Below are 16688 nucleotides of genomic sequence, written 5' to 3'. Positions count from 1 at the left end.
ACAATGACATTAGCGCAGTTAAATCAGGCAAGTTGTGCCCATCCTTTTGCTCTGTTGGGTTGGCAGGCAAACAGCTACAGTGCCAAAGGCACCGGGATGCTGCTACGAACCTACTTGCCGCATGCGCTAACCGTTGAAGCCTTTGAATTAAAAAGTGACAAGAGCCTCGGCAAGTTAACGCCACATCCTGAATTTAGTGGCGTATTTGAACTGGTATTAAGTCGAAAACGCAAAGCCAGTGCTTATTATTTACAGGTAACAGACGCGAACAGTAACTACCGATGGATTGACCCTTATCAGTTTCGTGAACAGGCTTTTTATGCGGTGCATCATGTGCATAGTCAGCCTGAAAACCTGTATCGTCAGCTGGGCGCTCAGGTTATTAGTCTGGCGCCGGATGGTAAGCCCTTAACTGCCACCCGTTTTGCGGTGTATGCACCGAACGCCAGCAGCGTTAGCCTGGTGGGTGATATGAACAGCTGGGATGGCCGTTGTCACCCGATGGAGCGCACCGATTGCGGCCACTGGGTGCTGGTAATGCCGGAAGTAAGCAGTGGGGTACGTTATAAGTTTGAAATTAAAGATAAAGCTGGCCATTTACTGCCACATAAGGCCGACCCGATGGCATTTTATGCCGAGCAATATCCGTCTCATGCCTCCCTGGTCTATGATCACAATAACTATCAATGGCAGGACAAAAACTGGCGTGAGCGACCGGCGGTAAACCCTTACCAGAGTGCAATGAGTATTTACGAGCTGCATATTGGCAGCTGGCGCCGTAAAGACGACAACCAGCCGCTCAATTATGCTGAGTTGGCGGAGCAGCTTATTCCTTACATGCAGGATATGGGCTACACCCACATTGAGTTGCTGCCGGTTATGGAACATCCGTTTGATGGCTCCTGGGGTTATCAGCCACTGGGTTTATTTGCGCCGACGTCACGTTTTGGCACCCCCGATCAGTTTAAAGCCTTTGTTGACGCCTGCCATCAGGCCGGCATAGGGGTAATTCTGGATTGGGTACCGGCGCATTTTCCGGAAGATGGCCATGGCTTAGCCCGCTTTGATGGCAGCCATTTATACGAATATGCTGATCCACGCCGCGGCTGGCACCCTGACTGGAACTCCTGTATTTATGATTACGGCAAAGACTATGTCCGGCAGTTTTTAGTGGCCAGTGCCCTGTATTGGCTGGAGCATTTTCATATCGATGGCATCCGGGTCGATGCCGTGGCATCGATGCTGTACTGGGATTATTCCCGCAACGAGGGCGAGTGGGTGCCAAATATCGATGGCGGTAATCATAACTACGAAGCGATTAGTCTGTTTAAATGGCTGAACAGCGAAGTGTATGGCAAGTTTCCGCGGGCGATGACCATTGCTGAAGAGTCTACGTCGTTTCCTCAGGTATCGCGGCCGGTTGACAGTGGCGGCCTTGGTTTTGGCTTTAAATGGAATATGGGCTGGATGAACGACAGCCTGCGCTATATCAGTAAAGATCCGTCTTATCGTAAATATCACCATAGCGATTTAACCTTTTCGATGGTGTATGCCTACAACGAGAACTTTATTTTGCCGCTGTCACATGATGAAGTTGTGCATGGCAAAGGCAGCTTAATTAATAAAATGCCGGGTGACGAATGGCAGCAAGCGGCCAATTTACGCGCCTATATTGCCTTTATGTTTGCTCACCCGGGTAAAAAGCTGAATTTTATGGGTAATGAGCTTGGCCAGAGCCGGGAGTGGAGCCACACTCAGAGCCTGGACTGGCATTTGCTTACTTTTCCAAAACATCAGGGCATTCAGCAGCTGTACCGTGATTTGAACCACAGCTACCAACGTTGCAAGCCGTTGTATGAACTGGATTACCAGCAACAAGGTTTCAGTTGGCTGGATCACAATGATTCAGAGCACAGTACGCTTAGTTTCATCCGCCGGGATAATGACGGCAATGCCATTTATGTGCTGGCTAATTTCACCCCGGTACCACGCGATAATTTTATGCTGGGGGTTGAGCAAGCAGGTGAATATGAGGTTATTGTTAATACCGACAGTGAATATTACTGGGGTGGCAATTATGCCGTGGGCAGCTATTTACCGGCAGAGCAGCCGGGCTGTCATGGTAAGGCCCAGGCAATCCGTTTAAACCTGCCGCCCCTGGCGTGTTTATATATACGGAAAAAGGACAAAGCGTAATGCGCGATAGCATGGCTAATAACGCCTCGTTTCTAACCACAGCCCATGGTGACAGCTACCCGTTGGGGCCAAGCAAGGTGGCCGATAGCTGCTGGAATTTTGCAGTATTTGCCCCGGACGCTACAGGGCTGACGTTGTGCTTGTATCAGCCCGATACCGAAGAGGAACTGGCCGAGCTGGCCTTTACTGCCCGCACCGGCAGTGTCTGGCACCTTAAGGTTAGTGATATCAGTGATGGCACGCTGTATGCGCTAAAAGCTGATGGCCTGAGTAACGGTAGTGCGGGCTTACGTTTTGATAAACAACGAGTGCTGATTGACCCGTACGCCCGTAAACTTAATCGCGCTCAGGTGTGGCAAAGTGAGCAGTATCAGCAAAAAAGTCATCTGGCGTTGGCAAAAGGGGTGTTGGACCCGGCTGCGGTTAACTGGCCGCCCGCTGCGTTTGACTGGCAAAAGAGTACAAAACCAAAAATTGCCCGTGAAAAAACCGTTATTTATGAGGCCCATGTCAAGGGCCTGACCATGCTGCACCCAGACGTGCCTGAAGCGTTACGCGGTACTTATTTAGGCTTATGTCATGCCAGTATTATTAACCATTTAAAACAACTTGGTATTACAACGGTGCAATTGTTGCCGGTAGCGGCATTTATGGCAGAGCCACGGTTAACCGACCTTGGCCTGACCAATTACTGGGGCTATAACCCGGTCAATTTTTTTGCGCCTGACCCACGTTATCAGCTGGATGATGCTGTTGCTGAGTTTAAACAAATGGTTCGTACTTTGCACCAGCATGGCATTGAGGTGATCCTCGATGTGGTGTTTAACCATAGCGCCGAGGCCGGCGATGATGGCCCTGTGCTTAGCTTCCGTGGCCTGGCCGATCGCCATTATTATCTGTTTCACAGCCATGCCGATATGGTTGATTACCAGAACTACTGTAATTTTACCGGTTGTGGCAATACTCTGAATATTGCCAACCCGGCAACCCAAAAGCTGGTGATGGATGCACTGCGTTATTGGGTTACCGAGATGCAGGTTGACGGCTTTCGTTTTGACTTGGCCGTAACGCTGGGGCGTGAGCATAAAAGGTTTAACCCCTATGCCAGTTTTTTCCAGATTATTGCCCAGGATCCGGTGTTATCGCAGGCTAAGTTAATTGCTGAGCCCTGGGATGTTGGTCCTTTCGGTTATCATCTGGGGCAATTTCCGGCTAACTGGTCTGAACTCAACGACAAGTGCCGGGATACTTTCCGGGCTTTCTGGCGCGGTGATAAAGGCGTTCTGGCGGACTTTGCCACCCGTTTGCTGGGCTCGCGTGATATTTTCCAGAAACACCATAAGCCGGCCAGCTGCAGTGTAAATTTCCTTACTTATCATGATGGTTTTACTCTTGAAGATTTAGTCAGCCATAAAGATAAGCACAACTGGCAAAATGGCGAGCAAAACCGGGATGGTCACAGCCATAACCTAAGTTGTAACCACGGGGTCGAAGGACCAAGCAGTGACCCTGTAATTCTGGCCCGGCGTTATCAGCATAAGCGTAATCTCGCCGCCACCTTGCTGTTAAGCCAGGGTATGATCCACTGGTTGGGTGGTGATGAGCTAAGCCATACCCAGGGGGGCAACAATAACGCTTATTGTCAGGATAACCCGGTAAGCTGGCTGAACTGGCAGCTTAATGGCCAGCAGCAGAAATTTTTGGAGTTTGTTCGTCAGTTACTGAAACTGCGTAAACAGTTCAGCTGTTTACAGCAAATATCGCTGCAGGACGATCACTACCAGCTGCATGGGGATAAACACCAGGTTTGCTGGTTTCTGGCTGATGGCACCGAAAAGCAGCAACACGACTGGCATGACCCCGAACGCGCTATTTGTATTTTCCGGATAACCAACCGTCAAAGTGGCAAAGCCCTGTTGTTTGTGTTGAATGGTGCCGAGCAGTCGGTGGCGTTGACCTTACCGGCAGCGCGGGAGGGAACAGGCTGGCATCGTTTATTTGATACCGCTCACAATGACGGCCTGGTAGCGGATAACAGTGTTGTGCAAACTGAATATTTACAGGCGGCGCATAGTATATCGGTTTGGCAGTAGGTTTATTGCTGCTTTTGCTGTGCTTTTACAGTAGAATGCCTGCCATTTTCCGAGCCTGTTGTTGGCTTAGCAACACTAAGTAAAGGATCGTCAGATGACTGATACAGCGCCGCTTTGTGACATCGGTTTTGTCGGGGCCGGGGTTATGGGTAAAAACCTCATTCTAAACCTTGCCGACAACGGCTACCGGGTAGCAGCCTTCGATTTAGACCATCAGAAACTGGAAGCTGTTTTAGCGCAGGATACAGCCGAGCGCGGCGATAAGCCGGCCCGGGTAATTGGCTGCAGCTCTTATACCGAATTGCTATCGCGCTTATCGGCACCGCATTTAATTGTGTTATCGGTACCTGCCGGTAAACCCGTAGACGATATTTGCCATAAGCTTATCGACGCTGGCATTCAGGCAGACGATATTATTGTCGATACCGGTAACAGCCTGTGGACCGATACTGTGGCCCGGGAAAAACAGTACGAAGGCAAGTTTATTTTCTTTTCTACCGCTGTATCGGGTGGAGAAGTGGGCGCCCGTTTCGGCCCGTCGTTAATGCCAAGTGGCGACCCGTATGCCTGGACCCGGATTAAACCGCTGTGGCAGGCCATTGCCGCCAAAGTTGACCCGGCCACCGGCAAACCAATAGAACGCTTTGAACCAGGCAACCCGGTTACCGAGGGAGAGCCCTGTGCCACCTATATTGGCCCCAGTGGCTCGGGCCATTATGTGAAAATGGTGCACAACGGCATTGAATATGCTGATATGCAGCTTATTTGCGAAGTGTACCAGGTTATGCGGGACATTCTTGGTATGACATCTGCCAGTATTGCTGAAGTATTTAAGCAGTGGAACGAAGGGCCGCTAAACAGCTACTTAATTGGTATCAGCGCTGAAGTGCTGGCCACCAAAGATTCAGAAACCGGCCTGCCGCTGGTAGACGTTATTATGGATAAAGCCGGCCAGAAGGGGACCGGCCTGTGGACTGCCGTCAGCAGCCTGCAACTGGGCAGCCCGTCGCCAACTATTGCTGAAGCAGTGTATGCCAGATCATTATCAGCTCTGAAGCATGAGCGGGTTAAAGCGGCTACGGTGTTAGCCGGCCCGGCCCAGAATTTAATTTCAGCTGAGCAAAAAGACGAAATTATTCAGGCGCTACACGATGCTTTGTACTGCGCTAAAATTTGCGTATACGCGCAGGGCTTCCATTTAATGAAAACGGCCGCCGATGAACATGGCTGGCAGCTTAACTTTGCCGAAATAGCCAAAATCTGGCGCGCGGGTTGTATTATCCGCGCGGTGTTTTTGCAGTCTATTACCGACGCTTTTGATCGTAATGACGAGCTGGAAAATCTGCTGTTAGACCCGTTCTTCGCTAAGCAAATTTCGGTGTATCAGCAAAACTGGCGTAAAGCGGTTGCCAATGCCACCTTATCGGGCATTCCAGTTGCGGCACTTAGCTCGGCACTCAGTTATTACGACTCTTATCGCACTGCAGTGCTGCCGGCCAATTTGCTGCAGGGACAACGCGATTATTTTGGGGCGCATACCTTTGAGCGCACTGATAAAGCCAAAGGTAAAATGTTCCATGTGGACTGGAGCAATCCGGCCCGGCCAATGGTGAAAATAAAATGACCACATCACATAATATTGAAAAAATAGGCACGCCAGGCACGGCCAGCAGCACCAAGGTGTTGTTATTAGGCGCCGGTGAACTGGGTAAAGAGTTGTGTATTGAATTAAAACGCTATGGCTGTGAAGTGATAGCAGTCGACCGCTACCCCAATGCGCCGGCGATGCAGGTGGCCGATAAAGCGGTCGTGATGTCGATGCTGGACAATGCCGCGCTGCGCCAGCTGGTGATCAGCGAAAAGCCGGCCCTAATTGTACCTGAGCTGGAAGCCATTGCTACGTCAGTGCTGATTGAGCTGGAAGACTGCGGCTTTAATGTGGTACCCAGCGCCAAAGCTGTGAACCTGACCATGAATCGTGAAGGTATTCGTCGCCTGGCCGCTGAAGAGCTTGGCCTGGAAACTTCACCGTTTCAGTTTGCCAGCGACAAAGTCAGCTTTATTGCCGCAGTTAAAGCCATTGGTTACCCTTGTGTAGTAAAACCGATAATGTCATCAAGCGGCAAAGGCCAGAGTGTCCTGCGCAGCGAAGCGGATATCGACGCTGCCTGGCTATATGCTCAGGAAGGCGGTCGCGCCGGTAAGGGCAGGGTCATAGTGGAAGGTTTTATCGACTTTGATTATGAAATTACTTTGTTAACGATAAATTCGCTGACCGGGATTCAATATTGTGCGCCTATTGGCCATCGTCAGGAAAAAGGCGATTACCGCGAAAGCTGGCAGCCACAAGTGATGAGCGACAGTGCGCTGGCAGAAGCAAAACGCTACGCCAAAGCGGTGGTAGAGGCCTTGGGTGGCCGTGGTTTATTTGGCGTAGAGCTGTTTATTAAAGGCGATAAGGTATATTTCTCCGAAGTATCGCCCAGGCCGCACGACACTGGCATGGTTACGCTTATATCACAGCAGTTAAGCGAATTCGCACTGCACGCCCGGGCAATTTTGGGGCTGCCTATTCCTTATATTAAACAATACGGCCCGGCCGCCTCGGCTGTGCTGTTAGTACCCGGCCACAGCGCTGATATTCAATACCAGGGCCTGGCACAGGCGCTGAGCGAGCCGGATACCGAACTGCGTATTTTCGGCAAGCCGGAAGTGCAGGGCGAGCGGCGGATGGGCGTTGCGCTGGCACTCAGCGACACCGTAGAAGCGGCGACCGATAAAGCCCTTAAAGTTATCAGCCAGTTGAAGGTGACGCTTAAATAAGGCTGAGCGCTGAAGTATCGAACTTGAAAAACCACCTGCGGGTGGTTTTTTTTATCACAGCCTATTTAAGCCAAGCTCAGCCATGCGCTTTTAACGCTGGCTGAGCTTGTTTATTAAGTAAGTCTTTTAAAAACTCTGGTGCCAGATCGGCACCATTTGGCCAGATCACCGTTTCCAGCTCTGGATCGACGCTCACTTTTTGAAATGTAGTAAGGTTTTTCAGCGGTTCAAATACCGGGCCATGTAAAACGCCATCCAGATCAACCTCACCAGAAGTGCCGTCATCGAAGGCAACCCAAATTATGTAGTCCGACACATATTTGGCCGATTTAATATGTAACATAACTTACTCCAGTGGTGCGATGTAGTTTAAGGGGTCGCCCGCTCTGGCTCTGCGCCAGTTGTCTTCTAACTCTTTCTGATGCAATGTTATCCATTCCTGCACAAAAGTGGCTGCTCGTTTAGGCAGCTCGCCTTCCAGTATTGTTCCATCAAAAGCAAATAGCGCTTCATAACCTGAATATTTAGCGTGAAAGTGCGGCGGGTTATGATCGTTAAAATACATAGCAATCAGAATTCCATAGAAGCGACTGATAACTGGCATTGTCTAACCCTGAGCTTACGTTGCTATCCATCATATTGAAACTACGGGAAGTGTCAAATAAGCCACTTCAAATATAGTCGATCACCGAGACGGGGAGTATATTTGTGTAACAAAGCTGCAGCTCAACACTTAAGGACCGTCATAATTATCTGCTACAGTAATTGCAACTAAGTTGCAGCAGAACAACTGAAAACAGGCATTTATGAGCAGCAGCACACCTTTGGCAGCGAAGCGGGAAATTTTTGGCTGGTCGATGTTCGACTTTGCCAACCAGGCCTATACCTTACTGATTATTACCGTGATATATGGCGATTTATTTACCCGGGTAATCGTAGGTGATGCGCCGGATTACCGGCTGGGTAATTTGCTATGGAGTATTTCGCTGGCCGTCAGCTATTTAATGGTGGTGGTGGCGAACCCGGTTTGTGGTGCGGTAATGGACTATTCGGCCAGCCGCAAGCGTTTTTTATTCTGCAGTTACTTACTTACCGTTTTTGCCACCGCCATGCTGTACTTTGTTGAGCCCGGCTGGTTTTGGCCTGCGATGCTGCTGATAATTATCTCTAACTTTGCCTACGCTATTGGTGAGGGCTTTATTGCCAGCTTTTTGACTGATCTGGGGCCACGCAAGGCACTTGGCTGGATTTCCGGCCTCGGTTGGAGCCTGGGTTATATTGGCGGCCTGATTGCTACTGCTTTTGCGTTGTTATTTTTAGGTGAGGTGTCGTCCGATAACTACGAAACTATTCGCTGGGTCGGGCCTTTTGCCGCGGGCTTCTTTTTACTCGCAGCCATTCCTACCTTTGTCTGGCTGCGCGATCGCGGGGTAAAGCGTCAGTTACCTGCCGGCCAGAGCATGCTCAATATGGCGTTTCTGCGGTTAAATACCACCTGGCGGGCGATGCATCAGTTTCGGGATTTACGGACATTATTAATCTCGATATTTTTTGCGATGGCCGGCATTTATATCATTATCGCATTCTCGTTTATTTATGGTGCCCAGGTTATTGGCTGGGATGAGCAGGTACGGGTGCTGATGTTTGTCATTGTGCAAATAACGGCGGCGATAGGTGCTATTGGTTTTGGTTTTTTACAAAGCCGGATTGGCGCCAAGGTTACCTACATAATGACCTTAAGCCTGTGGCTACTGGCTATTCTGGCTATCTGGCAGACACCGTTAATTGCAGAGTTGTGCCGGCAATGGTTTGGGGTTGAGTGGCAGGCCCAGTATGTATTTTTAGTAGCAGGGGTGTTGGCCGGTGCCAGCTTAGGCTCGTCGCAGTCGGCAGCGCGTGCTTTGGTTGGGGTGTTAACCCCACTGGGTAAATCGGCGGAGTTTTTTGGTTTCTGGGGGATGGCGACTAAACTGGCGGCAGTATTTGGCATGCTCGGCCTGGGCCTGATGCAATGGGCTTTCGGCCTGGCCGATGCCATTATGTTCTGTCTATTGTTATTTGTACTGGCAATTATCAGCGTGCTGCCGCTGCAGGAAGCCAGAGGCAGTGCAGTAGCGGATAACTGGCGCGAACAAAGCTAATACATTGATTAAGAGTCATCCCTGATGCCAAGCAGGCGCAGTGGCTGGTCGCTAAATACCCAGTTAATGCCGCGGGCCGCTTCGCGGTTTGCAATGTCCGGATGGTTAACCTGACCGGTACCTATGAGCTTGCCGGTTGCTTTCAGTTGGTTTATCCAGGCCTCGCTAAGCAGAGCAAAAGAGCCGGCGACAGCGCCATGTCCCAGTGCATGATTCTGGCGGATAATCTCTTTGGTATTGGTTAACGCCACATCCATCAGCGCTGCGGGTGGCAGATGCCGAAACCCTTCCAGATGATCAGGCTCAAGACTAAGCAGGTGGTAATCTTCGCCAGGCTCTAGTTCCGTTAATAATCTGGTTAGCTGGGGCTGCAACGGCCGGCGCTGCCGCCACGATTCTTTTAGTTCTATCATCAGATGTAATTGCTTGCCGTAACGGGCAATGACGTCCTGTAAATGCGGAATTTGCGGCAGCTCGCGGCGCAGTGTGGCAAAAGAGATGTTAGCAATGTCCAGATCGGGCCGCTGAAATAACCGGCCACAGGCCGGATCATGATGTACCACCGGCTCACCGTCCTGGGTAAGCCTTACATCAAGCTCTATACCCCAGATATTATGGGTAAGGCAGCGATCAAAAGCGGGCAGGGTATTTTCAGGTGCCGGGCTGTTGTTGCCCGCAATGTAAGCACCGCGATGCGCTACAAGCTTTAAACTGGCCAGATTGGCCTGTTTTCGGCAGGCCGGGCTTAACCGCCATAACTGGTTTGCCAGGTTATTCAGGTGTTGGGTCCAGTCAGTCACCGTTTTTCATCCTGATTTTTTCGAAAAATAATAGCAGTTTATGCATTAAATCCGAAACAACTTATTCACTTTTGTCATAAAAACCACTAGCATCAGCGTTTACTTATGTCGTAAAGCAGTAATGAAGTATGAAATATTCAAAGTGGTTAACAGAGACCTATCCGCAACTGGAAAATGTCTCTGATGTCAGGGTTCAGAATTACATAAAACAAGCTAAAGACGATACAAAGAAAGTTCGGTTTGTCCTGGGTATATTTACTTTAGTACTGTCAGCTTTGATGGGTTATGCGATTGGCTATCTGATTGCCCGCTATAGTAGTTTCGGCATGGTCGAACGTTTTGCTGCTATTTTGCTTTATGCGTTATTGATAGGTTTTCTGCCACAGAAATTTGAACAGCGGCTGGTTAAAAACCGCATAACACAAGTTGTCGCAAGTTAGCAGAAACGTGACCGTTATGGTTGTATTCGCTAATAGTTAGCGGTTTTGGTAGTTTGGTTCATATTATCAAACCATAACATACTGATATATATGACTTAACAAACTGGCTTAATCTATGCTTGTTAGTTGGCGAGAATAATAAACTAAACAGGAGTTAGTTATGGCAATTGATACCAGTGGCGTAAAAATTGAGGATCGGCCTTTTGATCAGGTGCGACAGGAAGCGATAGACCAGCTGATTATGAATTACAGCCACGGTATTATATCGGCTGAAGCCTTTGAGCGGCGGCTGGATGTTGCTTCTGATGCCAGGACGCACCAGGAATTGGTGGATGTCGTAGCTGATTTAACGCTGCAGCCTGACGATACGTATCAGCAGCAGCGTGAGAAAAATTTCTCCCCACGCTATCAGGCCGGCAACGATACCCGTAACGAGAAAATTCTTTGTGTACTATCATCCAATGAACACAGCGGTCAGTGGTTGGTTCCGGCAGAAATCAGGGTAATTAACGTGCTGGGATCGGTAGAGCTGGACTTTTCTGAAGCCATTTTTCAGCACCAACATATTGTCATCCGGGTCAACAACTGGGTTGGTAGCCTGAATATTCTGGTGCCAGAGCAGGTTAATGTCGTATCGAATATGTTTAATATCGTTGGCAGTACTAAAAACCGCGCCAGATCAATGGGCGGGCAGCAGGCACCACAAATTACTATTGAAGGCTACTCTGTTCTCGGCTCACTGGATGTAAACCTGAAACGAACCATGAAAGAGAAATTCAGTGCCTTTGCCGACCAATGTCGTTCTATGTTTGGCTTAAATAAGCCGTGAGTGGGCTGGCTTATTGTCATGCTCTATTTTAAGGATGAACTAGTTGACCTTTCCAGCGTTAAAAACAGAGCGGCTGTTGCTCTCAGAGCTCCAAGATGATGATAAAGCAGAGATATTTGAGCTGTTTTCCAATCCCTCTGTAGTCGAATACTATGATTTGGCAGTGTTTACCGAGCCCGGCCAGGCTGGCAATCTTATTAGTCTATTTAAATCTCGCTACGCCGAGCAAGCGGGTATTCGTTGGGCTATACGCCTAAAAGCAACGGGCAATTTAATTGGCACCTGCGGTTTTAATTCCTGGAACAGTAAGATGCAGAACGCCGTTATTGGCTATGACCTTTTACCGGCGTTTTGGGGCAAGAGCTACTCTTCAGAAGCCGTGCGGGCGATTATTGAGATTGCATTTTCGGGTAAACTGGCTTGCGGCACATTACACAGAATTCAGGCGGATACAGTGCCAGGCAACAACGCCTCAGAAGCATTGCTTCTCAGGCTGGGTTTTAAAGAGGAAGGCCTCAGGCGCGAATGCGGATATTGGAAGAACAAGTTTCATGATCTTAAGTGCTTTGGCCTGCTGAGATCTGAATTTATTTCGATCTGATCCTCATTATCCGGCAATGATTAAAGCCGCTTTAGTTTGTAAGTTAAGCAGATTGAGATCGTTAAAATTTGAATACTATACAGCTTGCCCGTTATGTTATTGGTTTAACCTGGGTTTACCACGGCATCTTCCCCAAGTTATTGCAAATTGCTCCGTTGGAACAAGCAATGACCGGCAGCTTGGGCTTTTCTGACGACATTACGTACCTGCTGGTGAAAACGGCAGGTATAGCTGAAGTAATTTTTGGTCTGATATTTATCTGTTGTTACCGACTGAAAGTTGTTCAGCTATTGAACATTATTGGCTTAATCGGTTTGTTACTGTTTGCTGCAATAATGACGCCCTTTGTACTGCTCGAAGCCTTTAACCCGGTAACCACCAACGTGCCGTTAATTGTATTGAGTTATTACCTGCTTAAGCAGCAGGATTGCCGTGATGGCAAGGAAAATTTATGACAGAAATAGCTATCAGCGATGATAAATCGCGGCTGGATATTGGCAAAATTCATCATTTCCTTAGTACGCAAAGCGCCTGGGCCAAAGGTATTTCGCTCGATACGGTGCGCCGCAGCATTGCGCATTCGGTATGCCTGGGGGCTTATACTGCAAACCAACAAGTGGGGTTTTGCCGCATTATTACCGACCAGGCAACCTTTGCGAACCTGGTAGATGTTATTGTCTGGCCAGAGTATCGCGCTACGGGTATCGCCGCAAAGTTAATGGCTGCGGTACTGCAGCACCCCAGTGTAGCTGATGTACGCCGTTTTACGCTGGCTACGTCAGATGCGCATGGTTTATATGCCAAATACGGTTTTACTGCGTTATGTAAGCCCGAGAGTTTTATGGAAATTTATCGGCCAAACGTTTATACAGACTTAAAATGTTAAGAGCATAATCAGTAAGATGTCTTTGCTATGGAAGTTTTGTGATGCAAGGTCTAAACCATATCACCATCGCTGTTAGTGACATAGATTGCTCACTGGCGTTCTATAATGAAATACTCGGTATGAAAGGCCATGTTCGTTGGAATAGTGGTGCCTACCTGAGCCTTGGTGGTGTCTGGTTTTGTTTGTCGCGTGATGACGTGTCGCCAGGTATGGATTATTCTCATGACTAATTCGGGTTTGGTTTGGCTGTGAGCTGAGCAAAAGCAAAAAATTTACACTTTAAGCCCCCAATCTTGCCAGGCTTGCTCGGCAAGGTTAGCCCGAAACTGTGGTGCGGCTATCTCTATCAAGGCGCGGGCCCGCTCTTGTAAGCTTTTGGCTCGTAAATTAGCGATGCCATACTCGGTTACAATGTAATGGACATGGGCGCGGGTAGTGACCACCCCGGCACCCGGGCTTAACAGCGAGCTGATACGTGAGATGCTGCCTGCTGCGGCAGTAGCGGGCAGGGCGATAATAGCGCGACCGCCTTCTGATAGTGCAGCGCCGCGGACAAAGTCCATCTGGCCGCCGACGCCTGAGTATATTTTGGTGCCGAGTGAATCTGCACAGACCTGGCCGCTTAAATCGACCTGTAAAGCACTGTTAATTGATACTACCTGCGGATTCTGGCGGATAACTGCGGTGTCGTTGGTGTATTCAACATCCAGAAATACCACTTGCGGGTTGTCGTCGATAAAGTCATATAGTTTCTGGCTGCCCATGGCAAAGGTGGTGACAATTTTACCGCGATGTTTGCGTTTATTCTGGTTGGTAATCACCCCTTGTTCAATTAATGGCAGCACGCCATCAGAGAACATTTCAGTATGAATTCCGAGATTTCTTCTGTCGCCAAGATAGCCAAGGGTTGCATCAGGTATCGCGCCGATGCCCATTTGCAGACAGTCTCCGTCGCGGATCAGGCTGGCTACATTGCGGCCGATTTGCATTGAAACCGCATCCTGCAACGCGGCTTTGTGCAAGGGAAGTGGCGCTGCATGCTCGACATAGCGGTCAATCTGGCTTAAGTGAATAAATGAGTCGCCGTGGGTGCGTGGCAGCAGCGGATTTACCCAGGCAATCACTTTTTTTGCCATTTGCAGTGCTGCGCGAGTGGCTTCTACCGACACGCCTAAACTGCAAAAGCCATGATTATCCGGTTTGGATACCTGAATTAACGCGACATCAAGAGGTTGTTCGCCACTTCGGAATAGTTTGGGTATTTCGGATAAAAACATTGGCACATAATCGGCACTGCCGCAGTTGACTGCTGCGCGCGTACTGCTGCCAACAAAGAAACAGCGTTGGCGCAAATGGCCTTGCAGCGCCGGGTCGCATAATATCTCGCTATGCTCGGTATGCAGCTGCAACAGCGTCAGGTTTTGTCGGTCAAGGGCAACCTTTGCTAAGGCTTGCAGCAGGTAATAAGGTGTTGCTGCCATCGAGTGACACCAGATGATGTCGTTATCCTGAATGATACTAAGCGCCTGTTCTGGGCTACTGACTTGCATATTGCTACTCCGGGTAAAGCCGCTCAGGCCTAAAGTGTGCTTAGCCTAGCAGCACTGGGCGCAAAAACTATGATGGCGATCAATAGTTGCAAACTATAGCCTGAAATTTGAGCGTAGAAAAATTTGCTATTAATACTCCCTGGACATTGATTTTCAGCAGCTGGTACATGAAGATATGCACGATAATTTCAGTAGGAATTATAAATTACTGCGTGTCAGCCCGCTTTTTGGCGCTGCGTAAATAGCGGATCAATCTTGCTTCTTCGTCGTTTATCGGGTCGTTGCCAATATAGTTTGCTTCTTGCTTGGTGGCTTGTTGCTCTTCAATACTTTCCTGCCACAGCAGTAACTCGGCTTCTGTCAGTTGCTCCCAGATCCCATTTCGATCCGATGCCAGCTCACATTTTCGTGGCAACGACTCCAGAATTAAAATGGCGCCCAACGAGTAAAACTTATTATCATAAACGCAGCCTAAAATCTTGCCCCGGTCGACGACCAGTTGCCAGGGGAAGTTTTTATCGCTGACACTAATGCCGCCGTCAGTAAGGTTGGCTGACTCTTCTGCATAAGGCCCCGCAGTGAACACCATGCAAAGTGCTATTATCGCTAGCCTGATTAATGTCATTGAATTATTCCTAAGTCGTTTCGACGCAATACGAATTATGTAGTTGTTAACCTAAACAACATTATTCTCTAAATCAACTACAAATTAATGGGGCGACAACTATACATTGATTGATTTATAACGATTGGTTGACGCCAGCTTCTGTAAATAAGTTGTACCATAATTTGCCCATATCTATTAGCATTGGATTTGCCACGAAAACAACCTAACCGAAAGCGGTTGATTAACCATTTAACAAAAAAAAAAGTTTATGAAGTTACCCAGTAAAACCCAATTGATCATTGCTGCTGTGTTGGTGGTAGTGGGGGCGCTCATTATTTTCAATTTTCCCAATTACAGCCGCTCAGGCTGGTATCTGATTATTTTTGCCATAGCCTTTTTTATATTTCCCGTTCCGCAGTTATACAGCCGTACTAAGCGCTCCCAGCAACAGCGTATGCGTGAAAGAGTAATCGAAGCTAGTAGTAAGCCTTTAGCCTGTTGGGCATCGCCGATACCTTGGTTGGTTGTTCTAATATTAATTATGTTAGCCTTTTCATTTTAATTTTTTCGAAAGTTAATCAGAATCAGGACGTCGTTAACTAACAGAAGGAACGTGTTTTGAGCAGAAACCGATATCTTGTTGCCGCCGCAATCTGCTGCCTGTGTGCCGCACTGGCTCACCTTGGCTGTATTGTATTTGGCGGCGATTGGTACCGCTTTTTCGGCGCTGGCGAGCAAATGGCTTTGCTGGCGGAGCAGGGGCATTGGTACCCAACGGTTATAACATTGTTTATTTCATTGATGTTAGTAATGTGGGCGCTGTATGCCTTATCCGGTGCTGGAGTACTTCGCCGCTTGCCGTTGTTGCGTCCAGCGCTTTGTGTGATATCGGCTATTTTTCTCCTTCGCGGCCTGGCTTTTTTGGTCATTATGCCGATGTTTCCGGGTAACAGCCTGATGTTCTGGTGGGTTAGTTCTGCCATTTGTCTGCTGCTTGGTGTGCTGTTTGCTGCCGGCACGATCAAGGTCTGGCGTCGGCAGACAATTTAACATTTAACCCTGCCAAATTTGATAACTAAATTAGCTAAATCAGATTTATCAATTGCATAGCGGAACTAATCCATCTATAACTTAATGTGCGTATCTGGATATTCAGGTTCGTGTAGTAAAGTAGTGTAATGGAGGACGCAGTGTGAAAGTAATTAATAAGCCATATGTGTGGTTAGTTGTTGGTGTGATGTTGCTGTCGTTTAAAGCTGCTGCTTCTGCAACCGTGCAATTTAACGCAGACCGTAATGCCTCCTGCTGGCAGATTATTGAACAGAGAAAACCCGGTTTTTGCCGGCTGTACTTTCAGTTTGTGGGTGACAAACCTGATACGATATATGCTGATCAAACCTTACTGAGTCATTCTATTAGCGAATACCCCGCTAAACGCAGCGGTTACCCAACTACGTTCCAGCAACTGGAATATGCGTTACAATTTTTTCAGTATTCGGCAGAGCGTTTTAAAATACGTAATAACCTGGTGTTTATCCGCTCGGACGATGGTTCTGTGCAACTTAATATGGGTATTCTGACATCTGCGAGTGGCGGCTATAGTTACTTGATGGCAGATAATGAGACTCAGATTAAACAGCTTATTGCTGATTTACAGAAACCCGACGCGCAATCATCGCGTTACCGGCGAAGCATTGAGCAACTTTTCCGAAACTAAATTTT

The 16688-nt window shown here is 48.5% G+C and carries 18 protein-coding genes and 1 pseudogene; 14 read left to right on the top strand and 5 right to left on the bottom strand.

What is annotated here, in order from left to right:
• The first annotated feature begins 3 nt into the window (after window positions 1–3).
• The 4 genes from glgB (at window position 4) to purT (ending at window position 7112) form a co-directional block, all read left to right on the top strand.
• Window positions 4–2196 carry a 1,4-alpha-glucan branching protein GlgB gene (gene glgB / locus CRO03_RS01170; RefSeq protein WP_097109743.1) on the top strand — a complete coding sequence of 731 codons (2193 nt, stop codon included), beginning with the start codon at window positions 4–6 and terminating at the stop codon, window positions 2194–2196.
• Window positions 2196–4289, top strand: a complete 2094-nt coding sequence (gene glgX / locus CRO03_RS01165; protein WP_212682308.1) for a glycogen debranching protein GlgX — start codon at window positions 2196–2198, stop codon at window positions 4287–4289. The genes glgB and glgX overlap by 1 nt, the downstream gene beginning before the upstream one ends.
• A 94-nt stretch (window positions 4290–4383) precedes the next feature.
• Window positions 4384–5913, top strand: coding sequence for an NADP-dependent phosphogluconate dehydrogenase (gndA, locus tag CRO03_RS01160; protein ID WP_097109742.1), 1530 nt, complete (start codon window positions 4384–4386; stop codon window positions 5911–5913).
• Window positions 5910–7112 (top strand): formate-dependent phosphoribosylglycinamide formyltransferase, encoded by a 1203-nt coding sequence (purT, locus tag CRO03_RS01155; protein ID WP_097109741.1) that lies wholly within the window; start codon window positions 5910–5912, stop codon window positions 7110–7112. Before gndA ends, purT begins: the two co-directional genes overlap by 4 nt.
• Window positions 7113–7188: 76 nt before the next feature.
• Here the strand turns inward: purT and CRO03_RS01150 are convergent, their stop codons facing one another.
• Together CRO03_RS01150 and CRO03_RS01145 are read right to left on the bottom strand one after the other, a co-directional pair.
• Window positions 7189–7455 (bottom strand): DUF2442 domain-containing protein, encoded by a 267-nt coding sequence (locus CRO03_RS01150; protein ID WP_097109740.1) that lies wholly within the window; start codon window positions 7453–7455, stop codon window positions 7189–7191.
• A gap of 3 nt (window positions 7456–7458) precedes the next feature.
• Window positions 7459–7716 carry a DUF4160 domain-containing protein gene (locus CRO03_RS01145; RefSeq protein WP_097109739.1) on the bottom strand — a complete coding sequence of 86 codons (258 nt, stop codon included), beginning with the start codon at window positions 7714–7716 and terminating at the stop codon, window positions 7459–7461.
• 202 nt (window positions 7717–7918) lie between these two features.
• Here CRO03_RS01145 and CRO03_RS01140 point away from each other — a divergent pair, with 202 nt between their 5' ends.
• Complete coding sequence (locus CRO03_RS01140) at window positions 7919–9253, top strand: MFS transporter (protein WP_097109738.1); 1335 nt, start codon at window positions 7919–7921, stop codon at window positions 9251–9253.
• Window positions 9254–9261: 8 nt separating this feature from the next.
• Here the strand turns inward: CRO03_RS01140 and CRO03_RS01135 are convergent, their stop codons facing one another.
• Window positions 9262–10053 (bottom strand): glycerophosphodiester phosphodiesterase, encoded by a 792-nt coding sequence (locus tag CRO03_RS01135; RefSeq protein WP_097109737.1) that lies wholly within the window; start codon window positions 10051–10053, stop codon window positions 9262–9264.
• A gap of 128 nt (window positions 10054–10181) precedes the next feature.
• Between CRO03_RS01135 and CRO03_RS01130 the strand changes: the two genes are divergently transcribed.
• The 6 genes and pseudogenes from CRO03_RS01130 to CRO03_RS01105 all read left to right on the top strand — a co-directional run.
• Window positions 10182–10493 (top strand): hypothetical protein, encoded by a 312-nt coding sequence (locus tag CRO03_RS01130; RefSeq protein WP_097109736.1) that lies wholly within the window; start codon window positions 10182–10184, stop codon window positions 10491–10493.
• A gap of 160 nt (window positions 10494–10653) precedes the next feature.
• Complete coding sequence (locus CRO03_RS01125; RefSeq protein WP_097109735.1) at window positions 10654–11322, top strand: DUF1707 SHOCT-like domain-containing protein; 669 nt, start codon at window positions 10654–10656, stop codon at window positions 11320–11322.
• 43 nt (window positions 11323–11365) lie between these two features.
• On the top strand, window positions 11366–11923 hold the full coding sequence (locus CRO03_RS01120; protein WP_097109734.1) for a GNAT family N-acetyltransferase: 558 nt from the start codon (window positions 11366–11368) through the stop codon (window positions 11921–11923).
• Window positions 11924–11991: 68 nt separating this feature from the next.
• A complete protein-coding gene (locus CRO03_RS01115; protein ID WP_097109733.1) occupies window positions 11992–12378 on the top strand; it encodes a DoxX-like family protein in 387 nt (128 codons plus the stop codon).
• A complete protein-coding gene (locus CRO03_RS01110) occupies window positions 12375–12809 on the top strand; it encodes a GNAT family N-acetyltransferase (protein ID WP_097109732.1) in 435 nt (144 codons plus the stop codon). The genes CRO03_RS01115 and CRO03_RS01110 overlap by 4 nt, the downstream gene beginning before the upstream one ends.
• Before the next feature lie 38 nt (window positions 12810–12847).
• Window positions 12848–13033: pseudogene (locus CRO03_RS01105) on the top strand (VOC family protein); the annotation flags it as partial.
• A 48-nt stretch (window positions 13034–13081) separates the two neighbouring features.
• Here CRO03_RS01105 and CRO03_RS01100 read toward each other — a convergent pair.
• Together CRO03_RS01100 and CRO03_RS01095 are read right to left on the bottom strand one after the other, a co-directional pair.
• Window positions 13082–14359, bottom strand: coding sequence for an acetyl-CoA hydrolase/transferase family protein (locus CRO03_RS01100; protein ID WP_097109730.1), 1278 nt, complete (start codon window positions 14357–14359; stop codon window positions 13082–13084).
• A 205-nt stretch (window positions 14360–14564) separates the two neighbouring features.
• Window positions 14565–14984, bottom strand: a complete 420-nt coding sequence (locus CRO03_RS01095; RefSeq protein ID WP_141397712.1) for a hypothetical protein — start codon at window positions 14982–14984, stop codon at window positions 14565–14567.
• 250 nt (window positions 14985–15234) lie between these two features.
• Between CRO03_RS01095 and CRO03_RS01090 the strand changes: the two genes are divergently transcribed.
• The 3 genes from CRO03_RS01090 to CRO03_RS01080 all read left to right on the top strand — a co-directional run bounded on the left by CRO03_RS01090 (window position 15235) and on the right by CRO03_RS01080 (window position 16683).
• A complete protein-coding gene (locus CRO03_RS01090; protein WP_097109728.1) occupies window positions 15235–15528 on the top strand; it encodes a hypothetical protein in 294 nt (97 codons plus the stop codon).
• A 56-nt stretch (window positions 15529–15584) separates the two neighbouring features.
• Window positions 15585–16016, top strand: coding sequence for a hypothetical protein (locus tag CRO03_RS01085; RefSeq protein ID WP_097109727.1), 432 nt, complete (start codon window positions 15585–15587; stop codon window positions 16014–16016).
• Window positions 16017–16158: 142 nt separating this feature from the next.
• Window positions 16159–16683 carry a hypothetical protein gene (locus tag CRO03_RS01080; RefSeq protein WP_097109726.1) on the top strand — a complete coding sequence of 175 codons (525 nt, stop codon included), beginning with the start codon at window positions 16159–16161 and terminating at the stop codon, window positions 16681–16683.
• The last annotated feature ends 5 nt before the right edge of the window (window positions 16684–16688 follow it).

The organism is Arsukibacterium tuosuense, assembly GCF_900215315.1.
In the GTDB taxonomy this organism is placed as follows: Bacteria; Pseudomonadota; Gammaproteobacteria; order Enterobacterales; family Alteromonadaceae; genus Alishewanella; species Alishewanella tuosuense.
This window is presented reverse-complemented; position numbering and strand designations above follow the sequence as displayed.